The following is a 25,101-nucleotide window of genomic DNA, read 5'->3' as shown; positions in this document are numbered from 1 at the left end:
AAGGTATTACCGTTAGCGTTACAGTCAGTGACTCCGCTGTAAAGGTTTCAGCCCGACCTCGCCGCTGAGGAGGATGCAGTGACAAAACCGAAGGTCGTCTTCGATCCGTACTCCGAGGACTACTTCAACAATCCGTTCGACATCTATCGACGGATGCGCGAGGAAACGCCACTGTATTACGACGAGCAAGAGGACTTCTACGCCCTGACCCGCCATGAAGACGTCGCGGCCGCGTTCAAGGACTTCGAGACGTACTCGTCAGCGCGCGGCTGCGACCTGGGGATGGTGCGCAAGGGGTTGCCGCCCGAGCAGAAGTCGATCATCTTCATGGATCCACCGGAGCACCGCCACATGCGCAGCCTGCTCAACAAGGCGTTCACACCGCGGGCGATCCAGTCGCAGCGGGAGACGATCATCGAGGTGATCGACAAATACCTGGGAGTGGTCGATCCGGATAACTTCGACGTCGTGCAGGACTTCTCCGGACCGTTCCCGGTCGAGGTCATCACCCGGATGGCCGGGGTCCCTGAGGAATACCGCCAGCAGGTCCGCCACTGGATCGACACCAGCCTGCACCGTGAACCGGGACAGATCGAGGTCAGCGAAGCGGGCATGCAGGCCAACATCGACACGGCGATGTATTACTTCAGCCTGGTCCAAGAGCGGCGCCAGGATCCGCAGGACGACATGATCAGCCGGCTGATCGCCGCCGAAATTCCGGGTGAAGACGGCCAGCTGCGCAAGCTCGACGACATCGAGATCTGCGGGTTCGCAACCCTTCTGGGCGGCGCGGGCGCGGAGACCGTCACCAAGCTGATGGGCAACGCCGCGGTCATCTTCGCCAATCACCCCGACCAGTGGCAGAAGCTGCAGGAGGACCGGGACAAGATCCCCGGGGCGGTCGAGGAGTTACTGCGCTACGAGGGGCCGGTGCAATACAACGTCCGCTACACCCTCAAGGAGGCCCACGTCAGCGGTGGCGTGATCCCGCCGGGCAAACCCGTATTCCTCTGCGGCGCCGCGGCCAACCGCGACCCGGAGGCCTTCACCGACGCCGACACGTTCGATATCGAACGCGATCACACCGAGGCGCAGCATCTCGGACTCGGGTACGGGATCCACAGCTGCTTGGGCGCCGCGCTGGCCCGCCTGGAAAGCCGGATCGCGCTGGAGCGGTTGCTCGACTTCATGCCGCGCTACGAGATCGACTTGGCGGGATGCAAACGGGTGACCATGCAAAACGTGGCGGGCTGGAAGAACGTGCCCGTCAAGGTGCTTCGTTAAGGGGGCCACGATGACGAAGAAGATCGAAGTCGATTGGGGACTCTGCGAGAGCAACGGTGTCTGCATGGGCATCAACCCAGACATCTTCGAACTCGGCGACGACGACATGTTGACCGTCCACCAAGAGGAAGTCACCCCGGAGAACGAGGCGGACGTGCGCGAGGCCGTCCGTCAGTGTCCTCGGCAGGCGATCTCGATCGTCGGAGAGTAATCAGATTCCGGAGAGGATGACGGCGTTGCAGTCGGCAGCCTGCTGGCGCAGTTTCGCCGCCTTCTGGTAGCCCTCGGATTCGTACCACGCCCGAGCCGCATCCACCGACTCGAATTCGAGCACCACGGTCTGGTCGCCGTGCCAGTCGCCCTCGATGACTTTGGGCGCGGTGTCCACCGCGAGGATGGTGGCACCGCTCATCGCGGATCCGGCGGCTTGAGCGTATGCCTTCATGCCTTCCGGGTCTTTGATGGCCTCGGTGAGGATGACATACCCTTTGGCCACTCGAATCTCCTTACTCGCCCGTAATTATGGTTATTTCTCGCTGATCGCCTGCTCGGGACAGCATTGGATCGCCTCCTGAGCGGCGGACTCCAATTCCGCCGGGACATCGGAATCTGTCGCTACGGCGTAACCGTCGTCGGTCAGGCTGAACACGTCGGGGCACAGCGTGAGACACATGCCGTGACCGCGACACCGCTGGTCGTCTACCCAAACCTTCATGCCAGTGTGAACTCCAGGTGCAATTCGGTCAGGCCACGCAGAATGTAGGTCGGAACGTATTGGTAGCGACGGTTATCCGCGGGCCCGTGGACGTCCTCGTTGATCCTGATATCCGTCGTGCGGTCGAGCAGCCGTTCGATCGCCACCCGGGTTTCGGCCCGCGCCAGCGGGGCGCCGGGGCAGCTGTGGATACCACGCCCGAACGAGATGTGCTGGCGCGCGTTCTTGCGCGTCGGATCGAAGGTGGCGGGTTCTTCGAACCGGCACGGATCACGGTTGGCCGCGGCCTGCACGATCATCACCGTAGTGCCGGCCGGCAGGTCGACGCCACCGACATTGACCGGCCGCCGGTTCATCCGGAAGTCGCCCTTGACCGGGCTCTCGTGGCGCAGCGATTCTTCGATGAAATTCGGGATCAGGCTGCGATCCTTGCGCAGCTGCGCCTGGATATCGGGGCGCTCGCCCAGCGTCTGCAGGGCCGCGCCGAGCAGCCGCACGGTGGTCTCCTGTCCCGCCGAGAACACGTTGCTGGCGACACGAGCCACGTCCTCGACGTCCGGGATCGAACCGTCGGGAAAGGTGGCGGTGGCCAGGCCGGTCAGCACGTCGTCACGCGGCTCGCTCCGGCGGTCGCGGACGTAATCGGAGAACAGGCCGTAGAGGAATTCCAGCGGGCTGTGGGCCAACGATTCCTTGCCGGTGCCCCCGACGCCGCCACCCGAGTGCTCGCGGATGCCCTTGATGAACTTGTCGCGGTCCTCCATCGGCACGCCCAGCAGGTCGGCGATCACCAGCAGGGTGAACGGGCCCGCGAAGCCCTTGATCCATTCGCCGTGGCCGGGGGCCAGGAAGTCGTCGAGCGCCTGGTCGGCGAGCGCCCACATGGCGTCCTCGTTCTCTTTGAGGCGCTTCGGGGTGATCAGCCGCATCAGCAACGAGCGGTGGTTGGTGTGGGTCGGCGGGTCGAGCGTCGGCAGCTGGTCGCTGAAGGGCAGTTCGTCACGGTGCTGCTCGATCAGCTCGGTGATGTCGTCGCCTTCGATCGGGACCGGGAAGCCGGGGAACGGACCCGTCACCGAGATGCAGGAAGACCACGTCTCGGCGTCGTTGAGGACCGCACACGCCTCGTCCCACCCGGTGATCATCGTGACGTCGTGGTGGCTTTCCCGGGTGACGGGGCAACGCTGACGCAGCGCCTCGTAGTAGGGGTACGGGTTCTCGATGAGCTCGCTGCCGCGAAAGAAGTCCAACTCGGAGAATTCGTTCGCCATCTCCTGCTCCTTGAATCTCGGCTAGTGAGAATGTGCCTCTCGCGGATGAGTATTACATTTTCACACGGGGTGGTGGTCGTCAACGACGGGTCCCCGCCGGGCGTCTCGAGACGCGCGATTCGCCGGCCGCCCGACCGTGGCGCGCCGGTCTGATCGCGCCCGACTAGCTGGCGGGAACCAGGTCGGCGGCCACCGAGGGCCACGCCAGCAGCCCGCTGCGGAACGTCTCGACGTGGCCGACGGGGGCGTGCGGTACGGCCGCCGCCGCGAGGGCCTGGGCCTTGAACGTCTGCGCCGCCATGCTCAGCTGGTGTTGCACCAGTCCGACGCTGTCATCGAGTTCCGACGGCCAGTCCTCCCCCCACAGCGTGACCTCCATGGCGCCCTGATCGAGGGCCCGCAGCACGCCTTGGCGAACCCGCGCGTCGCAGCCGAATAGATCCGCCGCGGCCGCCAGGGCCTGGGGGCGGGGCCGCGAATGCACCGACGCCAGCGCCTCTTCGAGGTCGAGCACCTGGGCACCGATGATTTGCAGCGGCCGGTCATCGGGGTGGTCGGCCAGATCCATCAAGAGCACAGTGACGTCCCAACCCGCCATCGACCGGTCAAAGATCCAGCCACCGGCGAACCGCACCACATCGACCGCGGTGGTGGCGACGACGTCGAGCCGGTACCTCATGTCGTCTCGAGCTTCTTCGGGGGCGCGAAGTCCCGCGCCAGTGTCTCGGCGTACTGCTTGAACACCTCGGGCAGCGGTATCGAGGGATCGAGTAACCATGTGGTTTCCATTCCGTGGACGAAGGCGAGGATTTCTACTGCCTTGACGGCGGGGTCTATGTCTTCGCGATACCGGCCATCGGCCTGACCGCGACGGATGAGCTCGGCGACGATGTCGGTGGCGGCCCGGTGCCTGGCCAGCATGCGGTCGTGCAGCGGAGCCTCGGGCAGGATGTTCTCGACGAGCAGCACCGTGAACGTCCCCACCAATTCGGGGGCCCGGTGGAACCGGTCCGCGACCGCGGCGATCTGGTCGAACAGATCCCCGGTCCGGTCGGCGTGGGTGTCGTCGTCGAGGTCGCGGGCATCGAGCACCGCGTGCAGCAGCTGCTCCTTCGATTCGAAGTGATGCAGCAGGCCTGCCGGTGTCACCCCGGCCTCACCGGCGATCTGGGCGAGCGTGGTGCTGCGCCAGCCGTTGCGGGTGAGCAGGCGTTGGGCGACGTCGAGGATCCGCTGCTTGCGGTCCTCCCCCTTAGCGAGAAGCGTGTCGTATCGCCGCGCGACGGGCACCAGGGTCCTCTCTACCGACGTAGCAAAACCAACCTAGTGAACACACAGTAGGTTAGTTTGGCCGCTGTGACAAGGGTCACGTGGTGTGGTTTTTCAGCGCGCCGGGTCCCGCCTCGGGGGCTGTCAGCTCACCAGCTCGACCAGCGTGGCGTTGGCGGTGCCGCCGCCTTCGCACATGGTCTGCAGCCCGTAGCGAATCCCGTTGTCGCGCATGTGGTGGGCCATGCGCGCCATCAACACCGCCCCCGACGCGCCCAGCGGGTGCCCCAGCGCGATCGCCCCGCCCAGCGGGTTCATCCGGGCCGGGTCCGCCCCGGTTTCCGCCAGCCATGCCAGCGGAACCGGCGCGAAGGCCTCGTTGACCTCGAAGACACCCACGTCGGCCAGCGCAACGCCGGCCTTGCCCAGCACCTTCTCGGTCGCGGGGATGGGGCCGGTGAGCATCAGCACCGGATCGGCGCCGGTCACAGCGCCCGCCAGGTAGCGCACCATCGGCGTCAAACCGAGCTCGACGGCCAGCTCCGCGGTGGTCACCAGCAGCGCGGCGGCGCCGTCGGAGATCTGCGACGAATTGCCGGCGTGAATCACCCCGTCCTCGGCGAAGGCGGGCTTGAGCGCGCCGAGCTTCTCCACGGTGCTGCCGCGCCGCACGCCCTCGTCGGCGGTGACGACGTTGTTGTCGGCTCCCTCGACGAACACCGGCACCAGCTGCTCGGTGAACGCGCCGCTGTCCTGGGCCGCGGCCGCGCGCTCGTGGGACTCGACGGAGAATTCGTCGAGGCGGGTGCGGGAGAATCCCCATTTCTTGGCGATCAGTTCCGCCGACAGGCCCTGGTTGAAGGAGAAATCGTCATAGCGGGCAAGTACTTTCGGGCCGTAGGGCATACCGGTTGCGCGGGCCGAACCGAGCGGTACGCGGCTCATGACCTCGACCCCGCCGGCCACGACGACATCCTGCTGCCCGGACATCACCGCCTGCACGGCGAAGTCCAGCGCCTGCTGGCTGGACCCACAGGCTCGGTTGACGGTGGTGCCGGGGATGGTCTCGGGCCAGCCGGCGGCCAGAACCGCGTAGCGGCCGATGTTGCTGGACTGATCGCCCACCTGGGACACGCAACCCCAGACCACGTCGTCGATGATCTCGGGACCGATGCCGGTGCGCTCGATGAGTTCGGTCAGGACGACCGCGGACAGGTCGGCGGCATGCATGCCGGACAGGGCGCCGTTGCGCTTCCCCACCGGCGTCCGCACCGCCTCGACGATGACTGTTTCACGCATATCCCTACTCCGATTGCTTGTCGCCCGAATGTGGTTCCCCGCCAGATTTTGCTAGGGCCCACCGACCAGTAAACGATGGCTCCCGCCGTTGCGCGAAAGCGGCGTAGGCCGCCGCCGTGTCCGCGGTCGCGAAGTTGACGCCCTGGGCGCGGGCCTCGCTGGCCAGCGCGTCCCGCAGGGTGCGGTCGGCGCCCTCATTCAGTAGCGCCTTGGTGTGGGCCAGCGCGATCGGCGGGCCGGCCGCCAGCCGGTTGGCGAGATCGTCGACGAACGCGTCGATCTCCGCGGCCGACACCACCCAGGTCACCAGGTTGAGGGCGCATGCTTCCTCGGCATCGATCGTGTCCGCCAGCAACGCGAGCCGCTTGGCCTGTTGCAGCCCAACGATTTTGGGCAACAGCCAGGAGCCGCCGAGGTCGATCGACAGGCCACGCTTCGAAAAGATCTGGCAGAACGTCGATTCCGGTGTGGCCACCACCAGATCACAGCCCAGCGCGAGGTTCCAGCCGGCGCCGACGGCCACCCCGGTCACCTTGGCGATCGTCGGAATCGACAGCTCGTGCAGCGCCAGCGCCACGTCGGTCAACCGCTGCAACTTGTACTTCGGATGGATGTCCTCGGGAGCCGAGATGTCCGCGCCGGAACAGAAACTGCCGCCGGAGCCGGTGATCACCAGTGCGCGCACGCCGGGATCGTGGCCGGCGGCTTCCAGCGCGTCCCGCAGGGCGACCCATAGTTCCGGGTTGATCGCATTCTTGCGACGCGGGCGGTTGAGCGTGAGGGTGCGCACCCCGCCGCGGTCCTCCGACAGCAACACGGGGTCATCGGTCGTGGTCAATAGCTCCTCGGCAACTTCAGGACGTTGGCTCCCAGGAAGTTCAGAATCATCTCCTGGCTGACCGGCGCGATCTTCATCAACCGGGCCTCCCGGAAGTAACGGGTGATGTGGTATTCCTCGGCGTAACCCATGCCGCCGTGGGTTTGCAGCGCCCGGTCGGCGGCGGTGAAGCCGGCGTCGGCGCACAGATACTTTGCCGTATTGGCCTCGCGCCCACAGGGTTTGCCATTGTCGTAGAGCCAGGTGGCCTTACGCAGCATGAGCTCGGCGGCGTCGAGCCGGGCCAGTGAATCGGCGAGTGGGAACTGCAATCCCTGGTTCATGCCGATGGGTCGGCCGAACACCTCGCGCTCGTTGCCGTATTTCACCGCCTTCTCCAGCGCCACCCGGCCGATGCCGAGCGCCTCGGCCGCGATCAGCATCCGCTCCGGGTTGAGACCGTCGAGGATGTACTGAAAGCCCTTGCCTTCCTCGCCCACTCGGTCCTCGACCGGCACCTCGAGATTGTCGATGAACAGTTCATTGGAGCTGACGGCGTTGCGGCCCATCTTGCGGATGGGGCGGATGTCGACGCGGCTGCGATCGAGATCGGTGAGGAACAGGGTCATCCCGTCGGTCTTCTTGGTGACCTCGTCGTAGCTCTGCGTCCGGGTGAGCAGCAGGATCTTGTCGGACTCCATCGCTTTGGAGATCCAGACCTTGCGACCGTTGACGATGTAGCGATCGCCGTCCCGCTTGGCGAACGTGGTGATTCGCGAAGTGTCAAGCCCGGCACCGGGTTCGGTGACACCGAAGCAGACGTGCACCTCGCCGGTCGCGACGGCGGGCAACGTGCGGGCCTTGAGCTCGTCGGAGCCGTGCACCACGACCGGCTGCATGCCGAAGATGGACAGGTGAATCGAACTGGCCGCGTTCATGGCGCCGCCGGACTTGGCGACCTCCTCGAGCAGGATCGTCGCTTCGGTGATCCCCAGGCCATGCCCGCCGTACTCGGTCGGGATCGTCATGCCCAGCCAGCCGCCCTCGGCGATGGCCTTATAGAACTCGGTCGGAAATTCGTGCGCCTGGTCCTTCTCCATCCAGTATTGGTCGTCGAATTTCCGTGCCAGCTCCGCCACCGACCGACGGATCAGTTCCTGATCTTCGGTCAGCTCAAAGTTCATTCCACCCACTGGTGGTCTCCTCTTCTCAGCGCGAACAGACACAAAAGCACCCGACACGCCGACGATTTAGGTGCTTTTGCGTCTGCTCGGCGACAGTACTGTGCTCAGTCCTTGTTGCCGGTAAGGGCTTTCGCGTTGGCCGCGAAGTCCGCGAACGACGAGCCGCCCCGACCGTCCTTGTCGTGACCCTTGGCCTTGATGGACACATCGTGCCCCTCGGCGGCCTTGCGCAGTGCACCGACGGTCGCCTGTTCGCGCGAAATGTGCGTGAATGGGTCGAACGAGTACCAGCGCATGGCGTTCTCGTGGGTCATCCGGTTGATCTCGTCATCGGGAACGTTGTTGAGGGACAACACATCCCACAGCTCTTCGGGCGCACCCGGCCACATCGAGTCGCTGTGCGGGTAGTCGGCTTCCCAGCAGATGTTGTCGATGCCGATCATGTTGCGCAGCGCCACGCCGACCTTGTCGCTGATGAAGCAGGTCAGGAAGTGGTCGCGGAACACCTCGCTGGGCAGCTTGCCCTTGAAGTCCTGGTGCGTCCAGGCGGAGTGCATCTCGAAGGTGCGGTCCGCGCGCTCGAGGAAGTAGGGGATCCAGCCGGTGCCGCCCTCCGACAGCGCGATCTTGAGGTCGGGGTATTCCTTTATAGGCTTGGACCACAACAGATCGGCGGCGGCCTGCACGATGTTCATCGGCTGCAGCGTGATCATCACGTCCATGGGGGCGTCGGGCGCGGTGATGGCCAACCGTCCCGAGGAACCGATGTGCACGTTCATCACGGTGCCGGTGTCGCACAGCGCCTTCCACAGCGGGGCCCAGTAGTCGTCGTGGAAGCTGGGGTAGCCCATCGCGGCCGGGTTCTCGGTGAAGGTCAAGGCGTGCACGCCCTTTTTGGCGACCCGCCGCACTTCGGCCGCGCACGCCTCGGCATCCCAGATCACCGGGATCGCCATCGGGATGAATCGCGCCGGGTAGGCACCGCACCACTCTTCGATGTGCCAGTCGTTGTAGGCCTGCACCAGTGCGATCGAGAAGTCGTTGTCGTCGGTGGCGAACAGCCTTCCGGCGAAACCGGGGAAGGACGGGAAGCAGATCGACGCCAGGATGCCGCCGGCGTTCATGTCCTTGACGCGCTCGTCGACGTTGTAACAACCGGGCCGGATCTCGTCGAGCCCCGTCGGCTCGATGCCGTACTCCTCCTTGGGCCTCCCGGCCACCGCGTTGAGCGCGACGTTGGGGATGACGGTGTCGCGGAACTTCCACATGTCCGATCCGTCGGCGTTGTGCACGAGCCGGGGCGCATCGTCCTGATACTTCTTCGGCAGGTGGTTCTTGAACATGTCCGGCGGCTCGACGGTGTGGTCGTCGACGCTGATCAGAATCATGTCTTCTTTGTTCATGGCCGTCCCTTTCATCGGATCCACCGGATCGATTAGAGCCTCGGCGAATCGCTGCCCGTGCCAAGATCACTAAACTGAAAACTATCTTCTCGCCAGGCGAGAATCAACATCCAGCGGTTGCTCGGCGCCGCCGCAACCTTCTGACCAGCAGCCGAACGTGCAGGCCCAGCGCCCTTCCACGGCGCAGCCATGCCGTGAGGTAGGACCGGGTTGGCGTGGCGGAACGGGGGCCGGTGGCCGCCCTGTCGACGCGGGCGGCCGCCCGGTCGCGACGTGCGCCAGGGCGATGGGTGGACCTGTCCTCGAGCGGCACGCCGGCATTGACCGGACGCGCGTTTCGTGCCAGTCTGTTAGTTGCAAATGAGAATATGATTCTCTTTCACCGAGAGGACACTGCCAATGCGCTTGCAGCCGCTGCCCGCCGACCAGTGGGACGAGGCGACCCGGCAGGCCCTCTCGGCGATGCGTGAGGCGGACAGCAACAACGCGCTGTCCACGCTTGCCCATCATCCGGCGCTAGCCAAGGCGTTTCTGCGGTTCAACGTCCACCTCCTGGTGTCGTCCACACTGCCGGCCCGCATCCGCGAACTGGCCATCCTGCGGGTGGCCCATCGCCGGCGGTGCGCCTACGAGTGGTCACACCACGAGCGAATGGCCAAAGAAGAAGGAATCACCGACGACCAGATCGCGGCCTTGAAGCGCGGCGAGGCCGCCGACGCGTTCGACCAGGTCGTGATCACTGGCGTCGACGAGCTCGATGAGAAGTCGGAGCTGTCGGACCAGACCTGGGCGGCACTGGGCGAGCGCCTCGACGACCAGCAACGGATGGACTTCGTCTTCACAGTCGGCTGCTACGCCCTGCTGGCCATGGCCTTCAACAGTTTTGGCATCCAACCCGAACACGCCACCACAGCCGCTAACAACGTCGAATAAGAGGAGTAAGAACGTTGCCGCACTTCCCGAAGCCAGCCGCCGGCAGCTGGACAGAAAACTACCCCGAGTTGGGGACCGCGCCGGTCGACTACACCGACTCGATCGACCCCGCGTTCTTCGAGGCCGAACGTGACGCCGTGTTCAGGAAGACCTGGCTCAACGTCGGTCGCGTCGAGCGCCTGCCCCGCACCGGCAGCTACTTCACCAGGGAACTACCCTCCGCCGGCAAGGGCACGTCGGTGATCATCACCAAGACCAAGGACGGGTCCGTCAAGGCGTACCACAATGTCTGCCGCCACCGCGGAAACAAGTTGGTGTGGAACGACTTTCCCAACGAGGAGACCTCCGGCACCTGCCGGCAGTTCACCTGCAAGTACCACGCCTGGCGCTACAGCCTCGACGGCGATCTGACCTTCGTTCAACAGGAAGAAGAGTTCTTCGACCTCGACAAGAGCAACTTCGGCCTGGCGCCGGTTCGCTGCGAGGTGTGGGAAGGCTTCATCTTCATCAACTTCGACGACAACGCGGCGCCGCTCACCGACTACCTCGGACCGCTGGCCAAGAGCATCGAGGGCTACCCGTTCGGCGAGATGACCGAGACCTACTCCTACCGGGCGGAGGTCGGCAGCAACTGGAAGCTGTTCATCGACGCGTTCGTCGAGTTCTACCACGCGCCGATCCTGCACCAGGGTCAGTACACCAAGGAAGAAGCCGCCAAGATCCAGAAGTTCGGCTACGAGGCGTTGCACTACGAGCTGGCCGGCCCGCACAACCTGCAGTCGACCTGGGGCGGTCAGGCACCTCCCCCGGACATGTCGATGGTCAAGCCGATGGACCAGGTGTTGCGCAGCGGGTTGTTCGGTCCGTGGGACAAGCCGGAGATCATCCAGAACATGGAGCTGCCACCGGGCGTCAACGTGAAGCGGGTGCCGCAGTGGGGCATCGACTCGTGGCTGTTCTACCCGAACTTCATGCTGCTGATCTGGGAGCCGGGCTGGTATTTGACCTACCACTACTGGCCGACCGCGGTGGACAAGCACATCTTCGAGTCGTCGCTGTATTTCGTGCCGCCGCGCAATGCGCGGGAACGCCTGGCCCAGGAGTTGGCCGCCGTGACGTTCAAGGAGTACGCGCTGCAGGACGCCAACACCCTGGAAGCGACCCAGACCATGATCGGCACCCGGGCCGTCAAGGAGTTCCTGCTCTGCGACCAGGAAGTCTTGATCCGACACCTGCACCACACGACCGCCAACTACGTCAAGGAGTACCAGCGCAATGGCGCTACCGTCTGAATTCGCCGCCCTCGAGCCCTTTTTGGAGTGGGACCTGGCCACCGAGCCCGAGCGCTACGCCAAGCGGTTGGCCTCGACGATGGCCCAGATGCAGGAGTTCTACGACGTCGCTTTCCCGATGCTGAACGACGTCATCGCCTACTGCGACAAGTTTCCCTTGGACGACCTGCCGGAGGACGCAAAGACGTTGATGCACATGATGCAGTCGCTCGTCATGGTGTCCTTCCCCATCGAGGCGTGGAAGCAGCCGCGCGTGCCGGACAGCGGCGCGGCGTGGGTTGAAGTGATCCGGGAACCGGTGATCTAGCAGGTGCTGACGCTCAAGGCCGCGGGGCTGCTCGACGTTGACGGCGGCGAGATCATCCGGCCCGGCATCCTGAAGATCCAGGACGACCGGATCGTCGGCGTGGGGGGCGACCCCGAAGGCGAAATCATCGAGCTGGGCGACCAAGTTCTGTTGCCGGGCCTGATGGACATGGAGGTCAACCTCCTGATGGGCGGGCGCGGGGAGACGCCCGGGCTGTCCCAGGTGCAAGACGACCCGCCGACGCGGGTGCTGCGCGCTGTCGGCAACGCCCGGCGCACGCTGCGCGCCGGTTTCACCACCGTGCGCAACCTGGGATTGTTCGTCAAGACCGGCGGCTACCTGCTCGACGTCGCCCTGGCCAAGGCCATCGACGCGGGCTGGATCGAGGGGCCCCGAATCGTCCCCGCCGGCCACGCGATCACGCCCACCGGCGGGCACCTTGACCCGACGATGTTCGCCGCATTCATGCCGGGCGCACTCGAGCTCACGATCGAAGAGGGCATCGCCAACGGGGTCGACGAGATCCGCAAGGCGGTGCGCTACCAGATCAAGCACGGCGCCGAATTGATCAAGGTGTGCGTTTCCGGCGGTGTCATGTCGTTGACCGGTGAGGCTGGGGCGCAACACTACTCGGACGAGGAACTGCGCGCGATCGTCGACGAGGCGCACCGCCGTGGACTGCGTGTCGCCGCCCACACGCACGGCGCGGAAGCCGTCAAGCACGCGGTCGCGTGCGGTATCGACTGCATCGAGCACGGGTTCCTGATGGACGACGAGGCCATCCAGATGCTGGTCGACAACGACAGGTTCCTGGTGACCACCCGCAGGCTCGCCCAGGCGATGGACGTGTCACGCGCCCCGAAAGCCCTGCAGGACAAGGCGGCCGAGATGTTCCCCAAGGCCGAGACCTCGATCAAGGCCGCCTACGAGGCCGGGGTGAAAATCGCGGTCGGCACCGACGCCCCGGCAATCCCGCACGGCAAGAATGCCGACGAGCTTGTCACGCTGGTGGAATGGGGCATGCCGCCGCTGGCGGTGTTGCGGGCCGCCACCATCACCGCGGCCGAGCTGATCAACTCGACCGACCGGGGGCGCCTCGCGGCGGGCCAGCTCGCGGATATCATCGCGGTACCGGGAAACCCGTTGGAAGACATCACGGTTACCCAGCGCGTCAGCTTCGTCATGAAAGGCGGCAAGGTCTATGTCGACGCCCGATCAGCCTAAAAGCGGCCCAACCCGAACTGATGACCTGGTCGAGATCCAGCAGCTGCTCGGCCGCTACGCGGTCACTATCACCCAGGAGGACATCGAAGGTCTGGTCGCCGTCTTCACTCCCGACGGCACCTACAGCGCCTTCGGCGAGACCTACAGCCTGAGCCGATTTCCGGAATTGGTGGCCGCGGCCCCAAAGGGCTTGTTCCTCACCGGAACCGCGGTGGTCGACCTTAATGGGGATGCGGCCACCGGCACCCAACCGCTGTGCTTCATCGACCATGCCACTCACGACATGCGGATCGGTTACTACCGCGACACCTATCTGCGGACCGCTGACGGGTGGCGACTGAAGACGCGCGCCATGACCTTCATCCGCCGCAGCGGGGTGCACGACTCCGGGCGCCCGCACGCCATCGGCCGTCCCGCCGGTGACTCCGCGGCCCAGGCAGCGACTTAAGGAGCCGACCAATCGAAGTGAATGTCGAGCAGTTCCGGACCGACCTGCGCGCGTGGCTCGACGACAACGATCTGACCCCCGAGCCCGACCACTCGCTGCAGGGGCACATGCGGCAGTTCGCCCGGGTCAGCCGCGCGCTCTACGACGCCGATTGGATGCGGTTCGGCTGGCCGGTCGAGGTCGGTGGGCTGGGCGGCCCGGCAGTGCTGCGCGCGATCGTCGGCGAAGAGGTGGTTGGTCGGCGCCTGGCCGAACCCGGCCCCTATTCGATGCTCGAGGTCCTCGCCCCCACGATGATCGATTACGCGCCCGTGGAGCTCGCCAAGGAAATGGTGCCGCGGCTACTCAGCGGGGAAGAGCAATGGTGCCAAGGCTTTTCCGAGCCGGGGTCGGGCAGTGACCTGGCGTCGCTGACCACCCGCGCGACGCAGCAAGGCGATAACTGGATCGTCAACGGACAAAAGGTCTGGACCAGCTTCGCGCAGTTCTCCACCCGGTGCGTCCTGCTCACCCGCACCGCGCCCGGCCACGACGGGATCACCGCGTTCTTCGTCGACCTCGACACCCCCGGCATCACCGTCCGCCCGCTGCGCACGATGCACGGCGTCGACGAATTCTGCGAGGTGTACTACGACGACGTGGTGATTCCGGCCAGCCGGATGCTGGGCAAGCCCGGGGACGGCTGGCGACTGGCCATGGACCTGCTGCCCTACGAACGCTCCGCCTGCTTCTGGCAGCGAATCGCCTACCTCTATTCACGTTTCGACGACTTGATCACCGCGGCGTCAGAAAACGGGGACCCCGACGAATCCGCGCTCGGCGGAGCCTATCTGGCTCTTCATACGTTGCGCTGCCGATCGCGTGCCACCCAGCACCGCATGCGCGACGGGGCCCGGCTGGGGCCGGACACCTCCATCGACAAGGTGCTGCTGGCCTCCGCGGAGCAGCGACTCTACGACACCGTCCGCGACGTGTTGCCGGGAACGCTGGAGCTCGAAGACACGCCGTGGCGTTCGGAATATCTGTATTCGCGCGCCGCGACGATCTACGGCGGCACCGCCGAGATCCAGCGCAATATCATCGCCCGCCGGCTACTCGACCTCGGGAAGGAGTGACCGTGACCCCTCCGACGGACATCGAGTCCGATCCCGAATCGCTTCGCCTGCTTGCGGAGTCGTTGCGGACGACGATGACGGCCGCCTCGGGAGCCAAGCTCGACGCGGCGCTGACCGAGCTCGGCTGGCGCGACATGCTCGACGAAATGCCCGACATCGCAATACCTCTGGTGTTCAAGCTGCTCGGTGAGACCGGTGCCCACGCACCCGTGCTCAACGACGTGGTGCTGCGCGCGGCGGGGGACGCGCCCGGGGGAACCCTGCCGCTGCCGTTCGCCGGTGGCACCTGGGTGCTGTGGGAGCGCCGTGACCATGCCGACTCGGCGATCGACGAGCTGTTGCCGATACACCGTGTGCCTCACGATGATTCGTTGCCGCCAGCCGCGCTGTACGCGGGTTGGCGGGCTCTCGGGTGGTGGCTGGTCGGCACCAGCCGCGCCATGCTGTCACTGGCTCGTCAGCACGCTGTCGACCGGGTCCAGTTCGGTCGGCACATCAGTTCGTTCCAGGCGATCCGGCATCGACTGGCCGAGGCGCTGGTCGCGATCGAGGGTGCCGAGGCGACACTGCAGGCCGCCACGGATTGCGACGACCCGCAGGGGCTTGCTTCGCTGCTGGCCAAGGCCGCGGCCGGCCAGGCGGCGCTCATCACCGCGCGTCACTGTCAGCAGGTGCTCGGCGGTATCGGCTTCACCGCCGAACACCCGCTGCACCACCACATCAAGCGGTCGTTGATCCTCGACGGACTGCTGGGTAGTTCGAAAGAACTCACCCGTCAGGCCGGAAAGGCGGTCGTGGCTGCCGGCTCGGCGCCCCGGCTCGCGCAGCTGTAACGCGGCGCGCCCACACCCAGGCGCCGTGCGCGGAGCATGAGATGCTTCGCGGGGGCCACCTGGTGGCTCGGCGTCGGAGCGGACGTCGGCCCCGCCATGAGCCCTGGGAGGTGGGACGCAATGAGTCAGCCGCAAGGACCACAGAACCAGTTCGGGGTCGCCTCGGTGCTCCTGGGCCTGGTCGGACTCATCACCTGCTGGCTGCTGCTCGGGGTGCCCTTCGGCATCGCGGCCGTGGTGACCGGCGACATCGCCCGACGAAGGGTGGTCCGCGGCCAGGCGAACAACCGCCGAACCGCTCTGGCCGGGATGGTTCTAGGGACGGTTGCGATAGTTGCGGGTCTTGTCGCCATCGGCTACTACGCCCACCTGGACGCCCGAAACCATTGACGCGCAGATCAATTGCGCGGTAACCCGAGCACACGTTCGGCGATGATGTTGCGCTGAATCTCCGACGTACCACCGGCGATGGTCGCGGCGAAGGTGCGCGCGTACCGGTCGAACCAGCTGCCGTAGTGGCTGTCCAGGTTGAGCGGGGCGAACGGGGCGGTGACTCCGCGCAAGGCCAGTCCCTCGCCGTCCTTGGCGGCCAGCGCGTCCTCGCAGGCGCGTTGCATCGCCTCCGAGCCGAGCAACTTGAGCACCGACTGGGCGGGCACGTCCTCTTCGCCACGCGCGGCTTTGGCGAGCGTCGCCGACCCCAGTAGCCGCATCGCGTAGAAATCCATCACCAGCGTCGCGTAGCTGTCCCGCTGCACCGGCCCCGAGGGGCTCGACTCGACGGTCATCGCGTGCAGCATGTCCGCGTAGTCCAGCCACAGCATCGCGCGTTCGTGGCCGAGCGAACCGGTCGCGACGCGCCAGCCGCCGTTGAGCTCCCCCACCAGGTTCTCGGCCGGCACCCGGGCATCGGTGAAGAAGACCTCGTTGAAGTCGACGTCTTCGATGTCACCCATCGAGGCGAACGGCCTCCGAACCACACCGGGGGTGTCGGTGGGGATCAGTAAAGCGCTGATCCCCTTGTGTTTTGGCGCATCCGGATCGGTGCGCACGAATGTCAGCAACACATCGGCGTGATGGGCGCCCGATGTCCACACCTTCTGCCCGTTGACGATGAAGCAGTCGCCTTGCGAATCGGAGTGGCGCACCGCGCGCGTCTTCAGCGAAGCGAGATCCGATCCCGCGCCGGGCTCGCTCATTCCCAGCGACGCGGTGATTTCCGCGCGCAGGATCGACACCGCCCACCGCTGCTTCTGTTCGGGCGTCCCGAACGACAACAACGACGCCGCGATGATCCCGACGCCCTGGGGATTGAAACTTTGATAGATCCGCCGGCGCGACAACTCTTCGGAGTACACGTACTGCTGCAGCAGCGTCGCGTTGCGTCCGCCGAACTCCGGCGGGTTGCCGGGTTGTAGCCAGCCGTTGTCGAACAGCAGGCGTTGCCACCGGCGGGCCCACTCCGGAATGTCAGAGCTCGACTGCGGCCGCACCAACGCCTCGGCCTCGGAAGGCAGGTGTGCGTCGAGGAAAGCCACGAACTCGGCTCGGAACGCCTCCACGTCGGCGTCAAACGTCAGCTGCACGGCACTTCCCGGGTTGCTCCTGAGCGTTCCCATACGTCGGTAGATCAAGGTTTCCGCCGACGAAGCGGTTCACTCTTGCGATTACGCTTCCATACACACGTCTAAGAGAATAGTATTCTCGTGGTAAGAAAGTTACAATCTCCGACACGTGATCCGTGAGGGGGTCGAGCGCAGCGATGTCACGGCGTTCTCCGGTAGAGTCCAACCATGTTCTCCCCGCGCGGCAATCACCTGAGTCGGCCGTGACCAATCCAAGCGAAGAGCCGGCCTGGAAGCAGCGTGCGGTCGAGCGGTCGATCAAGACGGCGAAATTGCGTGCGGCGCAGCGCGTTCAGCGCTTCCTCGACGCCGCCCAGGCCATCATCATCGAAAAGGGCAGCACGGACTTTACCGTGCAGGAGGTCGTGGACCGCTCCCGCCAGTCGTTGCGCAGCTTCTACCTGCAATTCGACGGCAAGCACGAGTTGCTGCTGGCGCTGTTCGAGGACGCACTGAGCCGGTCGGCCGACCAGATCCGCGCGGCCACCGAGAACCAGGCCGATCCGCTGGAGCGGCTGCAGGTCGCCGTGCAGCTCCTGTACGAAGCGTCCCGCCCGGACCCGACGGCCAAGCGCCCGCTGTTCACCGACTTTGCTCCTCGACTGCTTGTCACCCACCCGGCCGAGGTCAAGATCGCCCATGCACCGCTGCTCGCGTTGCTGACTGAACTGATGGACGCGGCGCATGATGCCGGCAAGCTGCGCACCACCATCAACCCCAAGCGGGTGGCCGCCATGACCATGCAGACGGTGATGTTCATCGCACAATCGAGCGGTGGGCCCGACGACGCGACGACGCATCCCATCACCGCCGAAGAAGTATGGGATTTCTGCTCACGCGGATTCGTCGCGTAGCACCCGAACGCCCCGCGTTCCCGCATCTCGCCATGAGCAAATAGCGCACGCCGTTTGCCGGTGAGAATGAGATTCTCTAATATCTAGAACCACAAATAGCCGAAACGGATTCGTCATTGACACCCGCGACGGCCGAATGACAGAGTTCAAGGGCGGCAAGACTCGCGGTCCCGAACGCATCGTTCTCCGGCGCAGGCGTGCCGATCGATCAAGTCAGGAGTTGAGGTAGCCATGACCGGACGTGTTGAGGGCAAAGTCGCTTTCGTCACCGGAGCGGCGCGGGGTCAGGGCCGCAGCCACGCGGTGCGGTTGGCCCAGGAGGGCGCCGACATCATCGCCATCGACATCTGCAAGCCGATCCGCGAAGGCGTGCTGGACACCGCGATCCCGGCATCGACACCCGAAGACCTCGCCGAGACCGCCGACCTGGTCAAGGGACACAACCGCAGGATCTTCACGGCCGAAGTCGACGTGCGCGACTATGCCGCACTCAAGGCGGCGGTGGACACCGGCGTCGAGCAACTCGGCCGGCTCGACATCATCGTGGCCAACGCCGGAATCGGCAACGGCGGCGAAACGTTGGACAAGACCAGCGAAGAAGACTGGACCGAGATGATCGACATCAACCTGGCCGGCGTGTGGAAAACCGTGAAAGCCGGTGTGCCGCATCTGATCGCGGGCGGCAACGGCGGTTCGATCATCCTGACCAGCTCGGTCGGCGGGCTCAAGGCCTACCCCCACACCGGCCACTATGTCGCGGCCAAGCACGGCGTCGTCGGGCTGATGCGCGCCTTCGGAGTTGAGCTGGGACAGCACATGATTCGCGTCAACTCCGTGCACCCGACCCACGTCAAGACGCCCATGCTGCACAACGACGGCACCTTCAAGATGTTCCGTCCCGACCTGGAAAACCCGGGTCCCGACGACATGGCGCCGATCTGTCAACTGTTCCACACGCTGCCGATCCCCTGGGTCGAGCCGATCGACATCAGCAACGCGGTGCTGTTCTTCGCCTCGGACGAGGCCCGCTACATCACCGGCGTGACCCTGCCCATCGATGCGGGTAGCTGCCTCAAGTAGCCGCTAGAAGGGGCTGCTGTTGGACTGCCATTCGGCCGATTCGGGTCGCGGCCCGTAGCGGCGGATGTAGTCCTCGTGCATCCGCGCCTGTTTTTGTCGATTGATCACGTCGACCAGGTTCGGATCCAGTCCATGAACGGCCAACCGGTGGCGGCGCCAGACCTTGTTCAGGGCAAGGGTTATCAGCAACGCCCAAATGTAGAGCGGCGCCGTCATCTCCGTGTGCACGTAGAGCGAGGCGGGCAGCAACCAAAACGGGGCAAGGACCAACAGGGGCGGTATGGCCCACCTGATCATGTGCCGGCGGATGGCTCCCTCCCCGGCCAGATCGCGCGCCACCCAGTCACGCATCGAGTCGGGCAGTCGCCGCCCGTAGGCATAGCCGATGCGCTGCCAGAGATTGGGTTTCGCGGCGGTCATGATGGCTCCTCGGGGTGAAGTCAGGATTGCAGTGCGCCGGCTGCCACGGCGGCGGCGTTGATTCGGGTAAGGACCTGATGCAGGTTCTCGAGCTCGGCCAGTTCCACGCCCAGGCGCGCCACCACGGCGGGCGGGATCTCGAGTGCCTTCTCCCGCAACGCGATTCCGCGCTGTGTGAGCGTCACATCGGTGGTGCGTTCGTCGGCCGGATTCTTGGCACGAGTGATCAGCCCTTGCCCCTCCAAGCGCTTGAGCATCGGCGACAGCGTCGCGGAATCCATCTGCAACGCCGCGGCGATCTGCTTGACCGACAACGGAAACCGGTCGGCCCCGGGCGTCTTGCGGTGATCCCACAGCGCCAGCATCACCAGATATTGCGGGTGGGTCAGCCCGAGGGGCTCCAGCAGGGGCCGATACACCGCCAACACCGCCCGGTTGGTCGTCGCGAGCGCGAAGCACACCTGGTGTTCCAGGGCGAGCGGATCGATTTCGCGAGCGGTCGCAGCGGCCATAATTATATGGTGCCCTAATAGTTAGCAGGCTATCTACATGACGCCTCTCACACCGCCCACCGCCCGGGTAATACGCTCGGAATCTATGGACGATTTCGAGGGACGCGGGGCGGTAATCACCGGCGGTGCGAGCGGCATCGGGTTGGCCACCGCCACCGAATTCGCCCGGCGGGGCGCCCGCGTGGTGCTGTCTGATGTCGATCAGCCCGCGCTGGAACAGGCGGTGAACCGGCTGCGCGGCGAGGGGTTCGACGCAAACGGCGTGGTCTGCGACGTCCGGCACCTCGAGGAGATGGCGCACCTCGCGGAGGAGTCCTTCCGGTTGCTCGGCCAGGTCGATGTCCTGTTCAGCAATGCCGGCATCGTCGTCGCGGGGCCGATGGCCCAGACGAGCCACGACGACTGGCGCTGGGTGATCGACATCGACCTGTGGGGTTCGATCCATGCCGTCGAGGCGTTCGTGCCGAGGCTGCTCGATCAAGGCAAGGGTGGGCACATCGCATTCACCGCGTCCTTCGCCGGGCTGGTGCCCAACAACGGCCTGGGGACCTACGGCGTTGCCAAGTACGGCGTCGTAGGACTCGCCGAAACGCTCGCCCGCGAGCTCAAGCCCAACGGCATCGGGGTGTCGGTGCTGTGCCCGATGGTGGTCGAGACCAAGCTGGTCTCCAACTCCGAACGGATTCGCGGCGCGGACTATGGGCTGTCTGCATCACCCGAGGGGGCGTTCGGGACACTGCCGACGCAGGACGAGGCGGTCAGCGCGGACGACGTCGCGCGGTTGACGGCCAATGCGATCCTGGCCAACCGCCTCTACGTGCTGCCGCACGGGGCCGCCCGGGATTCGATCCGCCGCCGGTTCGAGCGCATCGACCGGACCTTCGACGAACAGGCCGCCGAGGGCTGGACGCACTAGCTCGATGGTGGCGGCCCGCCGCGCCCGGCTTCGCCGCACTTGCGACCGCCACTAGCTCGATGGCGGCGGCCCCAATCGGTAGTCACCGGTCTGGGGGTCGTGGTACCAGCCGCTGGCAGCGTGGGTGCCGCCGTCGACGTGCAGCGTCTGCCCGGTGAGATAGACCGACATGTCGGAAGCCAGAAACACTGCGGTGCCGGCGATTTCGTCGACATGGCCGGGGCGGCCCAGCGGCACGATGTCCGCCATGGCCGCCGCCGCATCGTCGCTGTTGAGCGCCGCCAGGCCCTCGGTGAGCGTGATGTCGGGCGCTATCGCGTTGACCCGGATGCCGTGCGGCGCCAACTCCAGGGCCGCGGTCTTGGTGTAGTTGATCACCCCCGCTTTGGCAGCGGCGTAGGCGGCATAGCCCGGTGCGGCTCGGACGCCTTCGATCGACGTCACCGAGATGACGCTGCCGCCAACGCCCGCGGCAACCAGCTGCCGGGCAACTCGCTGGGTGCAGAGCAGCACGTGGCGCAGGTTCGCCTTATACAGTGCGTCCCAGCCGTTTTCGCTGGTGTCCAGCAGGCGCGAGGAGAACACCCCGCCGGCATTGTTCACCAGGATCGTCGGCGTGCCCAGCTCGGCGCTGGTGCGTTCCAGGGCGGCGTCGACCTGGTTGCCGTCTCGGACGTCGGTGACGATTCCCAGGGCCCCGATGGCTTCGGACGCTTGCGCACAGGTCTGCGGGTCACGCTCCCAGATCGCCACCCGCGCACCGAATGCGGCCATGCCGGCGGCGATCCCGCGACCGATGCCCGCTCCCCCACCGGTCACCACGGCGACGCGGTCGGTGAGCAGGATGTTCGAGGGGTCGATCGTCATCGTCGATCAGCTCCGCGCGTGCATCGCCGGTGCACTGCCGATCACGCCGTCGGCTTCCAGCTCGGCGATCTGCGAATCGGACAGGCCCAGTCGGGACAGCAGTTCGTGGTTGTGTTGCCCCAGCAACGGCGCATGCGCGGTGTGGAACTTGTGGGGACCGGTCGAGAACCTCATCGGCACGGTGCTGAGCCTAGCCGGGCCGTTGACGGGATGGTCGACAACTTCGAAGAAATCCCGGAAGGCCAACTGTGCCAGCTCGGGTTGCCGGTGCGGTTGCATGACCTTGGCCACCGGCACTCCGGCGTCCCACAGGGTTGTGACGATTTCGTCGCGGCTGCGGCGCTCGCACCAGGCGGCGAGCTGGCCGTCGATTCGGTCGTGGTGCAGGCGCCGGCCCGCCTGGGTCGAAAGCGCGGAATCGGTTGCCCAAGAGGGTGACCCGATCGCCCGGGCCAGACTGGCCCACTGCTCGTCGGTGGCCACGGCGATGGCGACCCAGCTGTCGAGGCGGCCGAATTCGTCGATGTCGGCGCTCAGATACAGGTTCTGCGGCGCGGCGGTGGGTCCCCGGTTGCCGGCGCGCGCCAGCAGCGCGCCGTACGCCGAGTACTCGATGACCTGCTCGGCGGCGATGTTGAGCGCGGCATCGACCATCGCCGCTTCGACGAACACGCCCTCGCCCGTGCGGCGCCGGTGCTCGAGCGCCAGCAGTATCGCGTTGAGTGCATGCACGCCCGCGTTAGGATCTCCGATCGAATACGGGTCATACGGCGTGCGATCGGGATAGCCGGTGAGCCAACTCACCCCGGAGGCCGATTCGATGACGTAGGCGAATGCCGGGTTGTCACGCCAGGGTCCCTCCAGGCCGAAGCCCGGCATCCGCACCATCACGATGTCCGGTCGAATCGACTGGGCGGTCGGGAAATCCAGGCCGATCTGGTCCAGCACGCGCGGCGTAAAGTTTTCCACGAGCACGTCGGACGTTGCGATGAGCTCGCGCAGCAGTTCCCGGCCTCGCGGACTCTGCAGGTCCAGGGTGAGGCCTTTCTTGTTGGTGTTGAGGGCCTCGAAGATCGGAGACTTCTCCCACCACCGGTCCTCGGTGATCGGTATGCCGGCGATCATCCGCGTGCCGTCGGGCCGGCGGGTCGACTCGACGTGAATGACCTCGGCGCCGAGCAGGGCCAGCGCATGCGTGCAGCAGGGACCGGCCCAGAACGTCGTCATGTCCAGCACTCGAATACCGCTGAGGGGCAGCCGTTTCGCGACCCCACTCGGCGCGGGCCGCGCCGGGAGAAGCGCGGTGCGGTAGCGCTCGGTGTGCTCGCCCAGCCGCGGCGCCGGCTCCGGTTGGCGTAGCTGCGCGGGCCGCATGCGGTACGGGTGGCTGGGCTGCTGGAAGCCGTCGCGCGGATTGCACACGAACGAATCGCGCGCCACGAACTGGTCGAACGACGTCACGTTGGCGCCGTTGGCGACGGGCGCGTTGGGGATGCGGAATGCGGAAGCCAGTTCCCGGATTTCGTCGACCGGGGTGTCGGCCAGCCAGGCAAAGATCTCCTCGGCGTGGATGTTCGCCTGCTCGGTGATCGACAGCGGCGATTCCTCATCGATCCACTCCGGGCGGCCCACCATCGCGCACAGGTCGAACCACTGCTGCGCGGTCCCACACCCGAGGTCGACCAGGCCATCCTTGGCCTGAGCCACTCCAGGAATGGTCGGCCGCCGCATGTCTCGCCACGGTCGGCCGAGCACTTCGAAGTAGGAGACCGGGTAATAGGTGAGGCACAGGATCTGCGTCTCGAGCATCGACAGGTCCAGCAGTTCTCCTGCCCCGCCGTCGATTCGGCGCCACCGGGACGCCAGGGTGGCCACGCTCGCGTAGACGCCGGCCAGGTATTCGCCGACCTGACCGCCGACGAAGACGGGCGGACGCTCCTGCTCGCCGCGGCCCAGCCCGACGATTCCTCCCGACCACGCCTGCAGCGTGAACTCGGTCGCCGCGCGGTCGCGCCACGGGCCCTCCAGGCCGAACGGCGTGATCGCGGTGACCGTCAGATGTGGGTGCCCGGCGTGGATGGCGCGCGGCGAAAAGTTCGGGTGTTCGACCACTTCGGAGCCGGCGGACCACACCACCGCATCCGCGGCGGCCAGCAGCCGGTTCACCAGTTCGACGTCGTCGTCGGCGGCGGGATCGGCGACGACACTGTGTTTCGCCCCGGCCAGGAAGCTGAACAGCGCGCCGTCACCGCCGGCCGGGATGGTGGCGCCCGAGGCCGACCATGCGCGCAGCGAGTCACCCTGCGGGCATTCCACTTTCACGACGTGGGCACCGCCGTCGGCAAGCAACTTGGTGCAGTAGGCGCCGGCTATACCGGTGGACAGGTCGATCACGGTATAGCCGTCAAGCGGCGGTTCGACGCGACGTTGCGTCACTGCTTCTTTCTCTTCGCGTTGCTGTTCTTGTCGGCTCGCGCCTTCTTGCGGGCCTTCTTGCTCAGCCGCCATTCGGCGGGAAACTTGACGTCGTTGTCCTTGACCGCGTCACCCAGGCCCCGCTTCATCGCGTCGCCGAGCATCAACTCATCGCCGGCGTCCGGGCGGACGCTGCCTCCCATTGACTCGAACACGCCGCTGAGCATGCTGCCCAGATATTCGCCCTGGAACTGCTTCATGATTTCGAAGAAGACCTTCTGCATGAAGACCGTGTCCGTGGGGCGGTTACTGGCACAGGCGAGCGCGTACTTGTCCACCTCGGCCTCGAGTTCAGCCCGCGGCACCACGCTGTTGAGGAAGTTGCAGTCATACATCTCCGCGGCGGTGAAAGCCCGTCCGGTGAACACCATCTCCTGAAACTTGCGGATGCCCATGGTCTGCGCCCACCACCACATGCGGGGCCCCCAACCGTAATACCGGAACGACGGGTGCCCGAACAGCGCGTCGTCGCTGGAGATCACCAGGTCGGCATCGGCGGCCTGGTAGAAATGCCAGCCGTAGCAGTAACCCTTGGCCTCGAGGATGCTGATCTTCTTGAAGTCCTGCAGGCCGCGAATGCCCGAGTTCGGGTTGGCATACCACTGGCCGAGCGTGGCACCGTTACGAAACGACCCCTGCGGCGGGTATCGGACTTCGTCAGCGCCGATCCGGTATTCGGCGAGCCGCGGACCCTGGTCCGCCGCGTCGCGCATCCGCATGGCCTCGGTGAGATCCGCACCCGAGCCCAGGTCGTCGCCGGCACCGCGGACCACCAGAACCTTGACGTCGTCGTCGATGTTGGCCCGGTGCAACAAGTCTGCGTAACGCACCCGCGCGGCGATCGTCGGCGCGTTGAGATAGTCCGGGCGGTCGAACGTGATCGTGGCGATCCGCGTCGTGGCGTCCTTGTCATACCGGATGATCTCTTCGGCCGCGGGCTCGGAGGGCTCGTTCATGG

The 25,101-nt window shown here is 65.9% G+C and carries 28 protein-coding genes; 13 read left to right on the top strand and 15 right to left on the bottom strand.

From position 1 onward, the window contains the following. The first annotated feature begins 78 nt into the window (after positions 1 to 78). Together A5624_RS10760 and A5624_RS10755 are read left to right on the top strand one after the other, a co-directional pair. Positions 79 to 1,284, top strand: coding sequence for a cytochrome P450 (locus A5624_RS10760; RefSeq protein WP_066865816.1), 1,206 nt, complete (start codon positions 79 to 81; stop codon positions 1,282 to 1,284). Between the two features lie 10 nt (positions 1,285 to 1,294). Continuing rightward, positions 1,295 to 1,495 (top strand): ferredoxin, encoded by a 201-nt coding sequence (locus tag A5624_RS10755; protein ID WP_007777398.1) that lies wholly within the window; start codon positions 1,295 to 1,297, stop codon positions 1,493 to 1,495. Here the strand turns inward: A5624_RS10755 and A5624_RS10750 are convergent, their stop codons facing one another. The 9 genes from A5624_RS10750 to A5624_RS10710 form a co-directional block, all read right to left on the bottom strand. Next, positions 1,496 to 1,780 (bottom strand): DUF1330 domain-containing protein, encoded by a 285-nt coding sequence (locus tag A5624_RS10750; protein ID WP_066865814.1) that lies wholly within the window; start codon positions 1,778 to 1,780, stop codon positions 1,496 to 1,498. It abuts the gene before it with no gap. A gap of 30 nt (positions 1,781 to 1,810) precedes the next feature. Further along, positions 1,811 to 1,999: a ferredoxin gene (locus A5624_RS10745; protein ID WP_066865812.1), complete on the bottom strand. Its 189-nt coding sequence runs from the start codon at positions 1,997 to 1,999 to the stop codon at positions 1,811 to 1,813. Beyond that, positions 1,996 to 3,270: a cytochrome P450 gene (locus tag A5624_RS10740; RefSeq protein WP_066865809.1), complete on the bottom strand. Its 1,275-nt coding sequence runs from the start codon at positions 3,268 to 3,270 to the stop codon at positions 1,996 to 1,998. The genes A5624_RS10745 and A5624_RS10740 overlap by 4 nt, the downstream gene beginning before the upstream one ends. 163 nt (positions 3,271 to 3,433) lie before the next feature. Continuing rightward, positions 3,434 to 3,949: a hypothetical protein gene (locus A5624_RS10735; RefSeq protein WP_066865807.1), complete on the bottom strand. Its 516-nt coding sequence runs from the start codon at positions 3,947 to 3,949 to the stop codon at positions 3,434 to 3,436. Next, positions 3,946 to 4,560 (bottom strand): TetR/AcrR family transcriptional regulator, encoded by a 615-nt coding sequence (locus A5624_RS10730; protein ID WP_066865804.1) that lies wholly within the window; start codon positions 4,558 to 4,560, stop codon positions 3,946 to 3,948. The genes A5624_RS10735 and A5624_RS10730 overlap by 4 nt, the downstream gene beginning before the upstream one ends. 123 nt (positions 4,561 to 4,683) lie before the next feature. Continuing rightward, positions 4,684 to 5,838 carry a thiolase family protein gene (locus A5624_RS10725; RefSeq protein WP_066865801.1) on the bottom strand — a complete coding sequence of 385 codons (1,155 nt, stop codon included), beginning with the start codon at positions 5,836 to 5,838 and terminating at the stop codon, positions 4,684 to 4,686. 4 nt (positions 5,839 to 5,842) lie between these two features. Continuing rightward, complete coding sequence (locus tag A5624_RS10720; protein WP_066865798.1) at positions 5,843 to 6,676, bottom strand: enoyl-CoA hydratase/isomerase family protein; 834 nt, start codon at positions 6,674 to 6,676, stop codon at positions 5,843 to 5,845. Continuing rightward, on the bottom strand, positions 6,673 to 7,839 hold the full coding sequence (locus A5624_RS10715; protein WP_066865795.1) for an acyl-CoA dehydrogenase family protein: 1,167 nt from the start codon (positions 7,837 to 7,839) through the stop codon (positions 6,673 to 6,675). The genes A5624_RS10720 and A5624_RS10715 overlap by 4 nt, the downstream gene beginning before the upstream one ends. Positions 7,840 to 7,943: 104 nt before the next feature. Beyond that, on the bottom strand, positions 7,944 to 9,242 hold the full coding sequence (locus tag A5624_RS10710; protein ID WP_066865793.1) for an amidohydrolase family protein: 1,299 nt from the start codon (positions 9,240 to 9,242) through the stop codon (positions 7,944 to 7,946). 399 nt (positions 9,243 to 9,641) lie between these two features. Between A5624_RS10710 and A5624_RS10705 the strand changes: the two genes are divergently transcribed. The 8 genes from A5624_RS10705 (at position 9,642) to A5624_RS10670 (ending at position 15,784) form a co-directional block, all read left to right on the top strand. After that, positions 9,642 to 10,175, top strand: coding sequence for a carboxymuconolactone decarboxylase family protein (locus A5624_RS10705; protein ID WP_066865790.1), 534 nt, complete (start codon positions 9,642 to 9,644; stop codon positions 10,173 to 10,175). A gap of 14 nt (positions 10,176 to 10,189) precedes the next feature. Then, complete coding sequence (locus A5624_RS10700; RefSeq protein WP_066865788.1) at positions 10,190 to 11,467, top strand: aromatic ring-hydroxylating dioxygenase subunit alpha; 1,278 nt, start codon at positions 10,190 to 10,192, stop codon at positions 11,465 to 11,467. Continuing rightward, a complete protein-coding gene (locus A5624_RS10695) occupies positions 11,451 to 11,774 on the top strand; it encodes a hypothetical protein (RefSeq protein WP_066865785.1) in 324 nt (107 codons plus the stop codon). Before A5624_RS10700 ends, A5624_RS10695 begins: the two co-directional genes overlap by 17 nt. Positions 11,775 to 11,777: 3 nt before the next feature. Further along, positions 11,778 to 12,998 (top strand): amidohydrolase family protein, encoded by a 1,221-nt coding sequence (locus A5624_RS10690; protein ID WP_066865782.1) that lies wholly within the window; start codon positions 11,778 to 11,780, stop codon positions 12,996 to 12,998. After that, the gene (locus A5624_RS10685; RefSeq protein WP_066865779.1) at positions 12,976 to 13,446 is read left to right on the top strand and encodes a nuclear transport factor 2 family protein; all 471 of its coding nucleotides are present in this window, start codon (positions 12,976 to 12,978) and stop codon (positions 13,444 to 13,446) included. Before A5624_RS10690 ends, A5624_RS10685 begins: the two co-directional genes overlap by 23 nt. A 17-nt stretch (positions 13,447 to 13,463) precedes the next feature. Continuing rightward, the gene (locus A5624_RS10680) at positions 13,464 to 14,561 is read left to right on the top strand and encodes an acyl-CoA dehydrogenase family protein (RefSeq protein ID WP_066865776.1); all 1,098 of its coding nucleotides are present in this window, start codon (positions 13,464 to 13,466) and stop codon (positions 14,559 to 14,561) included. Between the two features lie 74 nt (positions 14,562 to 14,635). Then, a complete protein-coding gene (locus A5624_RS10675; RefSeq protein WP_232002241.1) occupies positions 14,636 to 15,394 on the top strand; it encodes an acyl-CoA dehydrogenase family protein in 759 nt (252 codons plus the stop codon). A gap of 120 nt (positions 15,395 to 15,514) precedes the next feature. Then, positions 15,515 to 15,784 carry a DUF4190 domain-containing protein gene (locus A5624_RS10670; protein ID WP_066865763.1) on the top strand — a complete coding sequence of 90 codons (270 nt, stop codon included), beginning with the start codon at positions 15,515 to 15,517 and terminating at the stop codon, positions 15,782 to 15,784. Positions 15,785 to 15,792: 8 nt separating this feature from the next. Here the strand turns inward: A5624_RS10670 and A5624_RS10665 are convergent, their stop codons facing one another. Then, positions 15,793 to 16,980 (bottom strand): acyl-CoA dehydrogenase family protein, encoded by a 1,188-nt coding sequence (locus A5624_RS10665; RefSeq protein WP_066865880.1) that lies wholly within the window; start codon positions 16,978 to 16,980, stop codon positions 15,793 to 15,795. A 242-nt stretch (positions 16,981 to 17,222) separates the two neighbouring features. Between A5624_RS10665 and A5624_RS10660 the strand changes: the two genes are divergently transcribed. Together A5624_RS10660 and A5624_RS10655 are read left to right on the top strand one after the other, a co-directional pair. Next, the gene (locus A5624_RS10660) at positions 17,223 to 17,873 is read left to right on the top strand and encodes a TetR/AcrR family transcriptional regulator (protein WP_066865760.1); all 651 of its coding nucleotides are present in this window, start codon (positions 17,223 to 17,225) and stop codon (positions 17,871 to 17,873) included. A 231-nt stretch (positions 17,874 to 18,104) separates the two neighbouring features. Next, the gene (locus tag A5624_RS10655) at positions 18,105 to 18,953 is read left to right on the top strand and encodes a mycofactocin-coupled SDR family oxidoreductase (RefSeq protein ID WP_066865757.1); all 849 of its coding nucleotides are present in this window, start codon (positions 18,105 to 18,107) and stop codon (positions 18,951 to 18,953) included. A gap of 3 nt (positions 18,954 to 18,956) precedes the next feature. On the opposite strand, the gene A5624_RS10650 is transcribed toward A5624_RS10655, so the two are convergent. Beyond that, positions 18,957 to 19,373 carry a DUF5313 domain-containing protein gene (locus A5624_RS10650; RefSeq protein ID WP_066865754.1) on the bottom strand — a complete coding sequence of 139 codons (417 nt, stop codon included), beginning with the start codon at positions 19,371 to 19,373 and terminating at the stop codon, positions 18,957 to 18,959. Positions 19,374 to 19,393: 20 nt separating this feature from the next. Next, positions 19,394 to 19,885, bottom strand: a complete 492-nt coding sequence (locus tag A5624_RS10645; protein ID WP_066865751.1) for a MarR family winged helix-turn-helix transcriptional regulator — start codon at positions 19,883 to 19,885, stop codon at positions 19,394 to 19,396. 85 nt (positions 19,886 to 19,970) lie between these two features. Between A5624_RS10645 and A5624_RS10640 the strand changes: the two genes are divergently transcribed. Beyond that, positions 19,971 to 20,801: an SDR family NAD(P)-dependent oxidoreductase gene (locus A5624_RS10640; protein ID WP_066865748.1), complete on the top strand. Its 831-nt coding sequence runs from the start codon at positions 19,971 to 19,973 to the stop codon at positions 20,799 to 20,801. A gap of 51 nt (positions 20,802 to 20,852) precedes the next feature. Here the strand turns inward: A5624_RS10640 and A5624_RS10635 are convergent, their stop codons facing one another. Genes A5624_RS10635 through A5624_RS10625 form a run of 3 tightly spaced genes read right to left on the bottom strand, consistent with a single transcriptional unit; the run spans position 20,853 to position 25,099 of the window. After that, the gene (locus tag A5624_RS10635; protein ID WP_066865745.1) at positions 20,853 to 21,668 is read right to left on the bottom strand and encodes an SDR family NAD(P)-dependent oxidoreductase; all 816 of its coding nucleotides are present in this window, start codon (positions 21,666 to 21,668) and stop codon (positions 20,853 to 20,855) included. A gap of 6 nt (positions 21,669 to 21,674) precedes the next feature. Then, on the bottom strand, positions 21,675 to 24,104 hold the full coding sequence (locus A5624_RS10630) for a CaiB/BaiF CoA-transferase family protein (RefSeq protein WP_066865742.1): 2,430 nt from the start codon (positions 24,102 to 24,104) through the stop codon (positions 21,675 to 21,677). Next, complete coding sequence (locus A5624_RS10625) at positions 24,101 to 25,099, bottom strand: enoyl-CoA hydratase/isomerase family protein (RefSeq protein WP_066865739.1); 999 nt, start codon at positions 25,097 to 25,099, stop codon at positions 24,101 to 24,103. Before A5624_RS10625 ends, A5624_RS10630 begins: the two co-directional genes overlap by 4 nt. Positions 25,100 to 25,101 lie beyond the last annotated feature (2 nt).

Source organism: Mycobacterium sp. 1482292.6 (genome assembly GCF_001672995.1).
GTDB classification, from domain to species: domain Bacteria; phylum Actinomycetota; class Actinomycetes; order Mycobacteriales; family Mycobacteriaceae; genus Mycobacterium; species Mycobacterium europaeum_A.
This window is presented reverse-complemented; position numbering and strand designations above follow the sequence as displayed.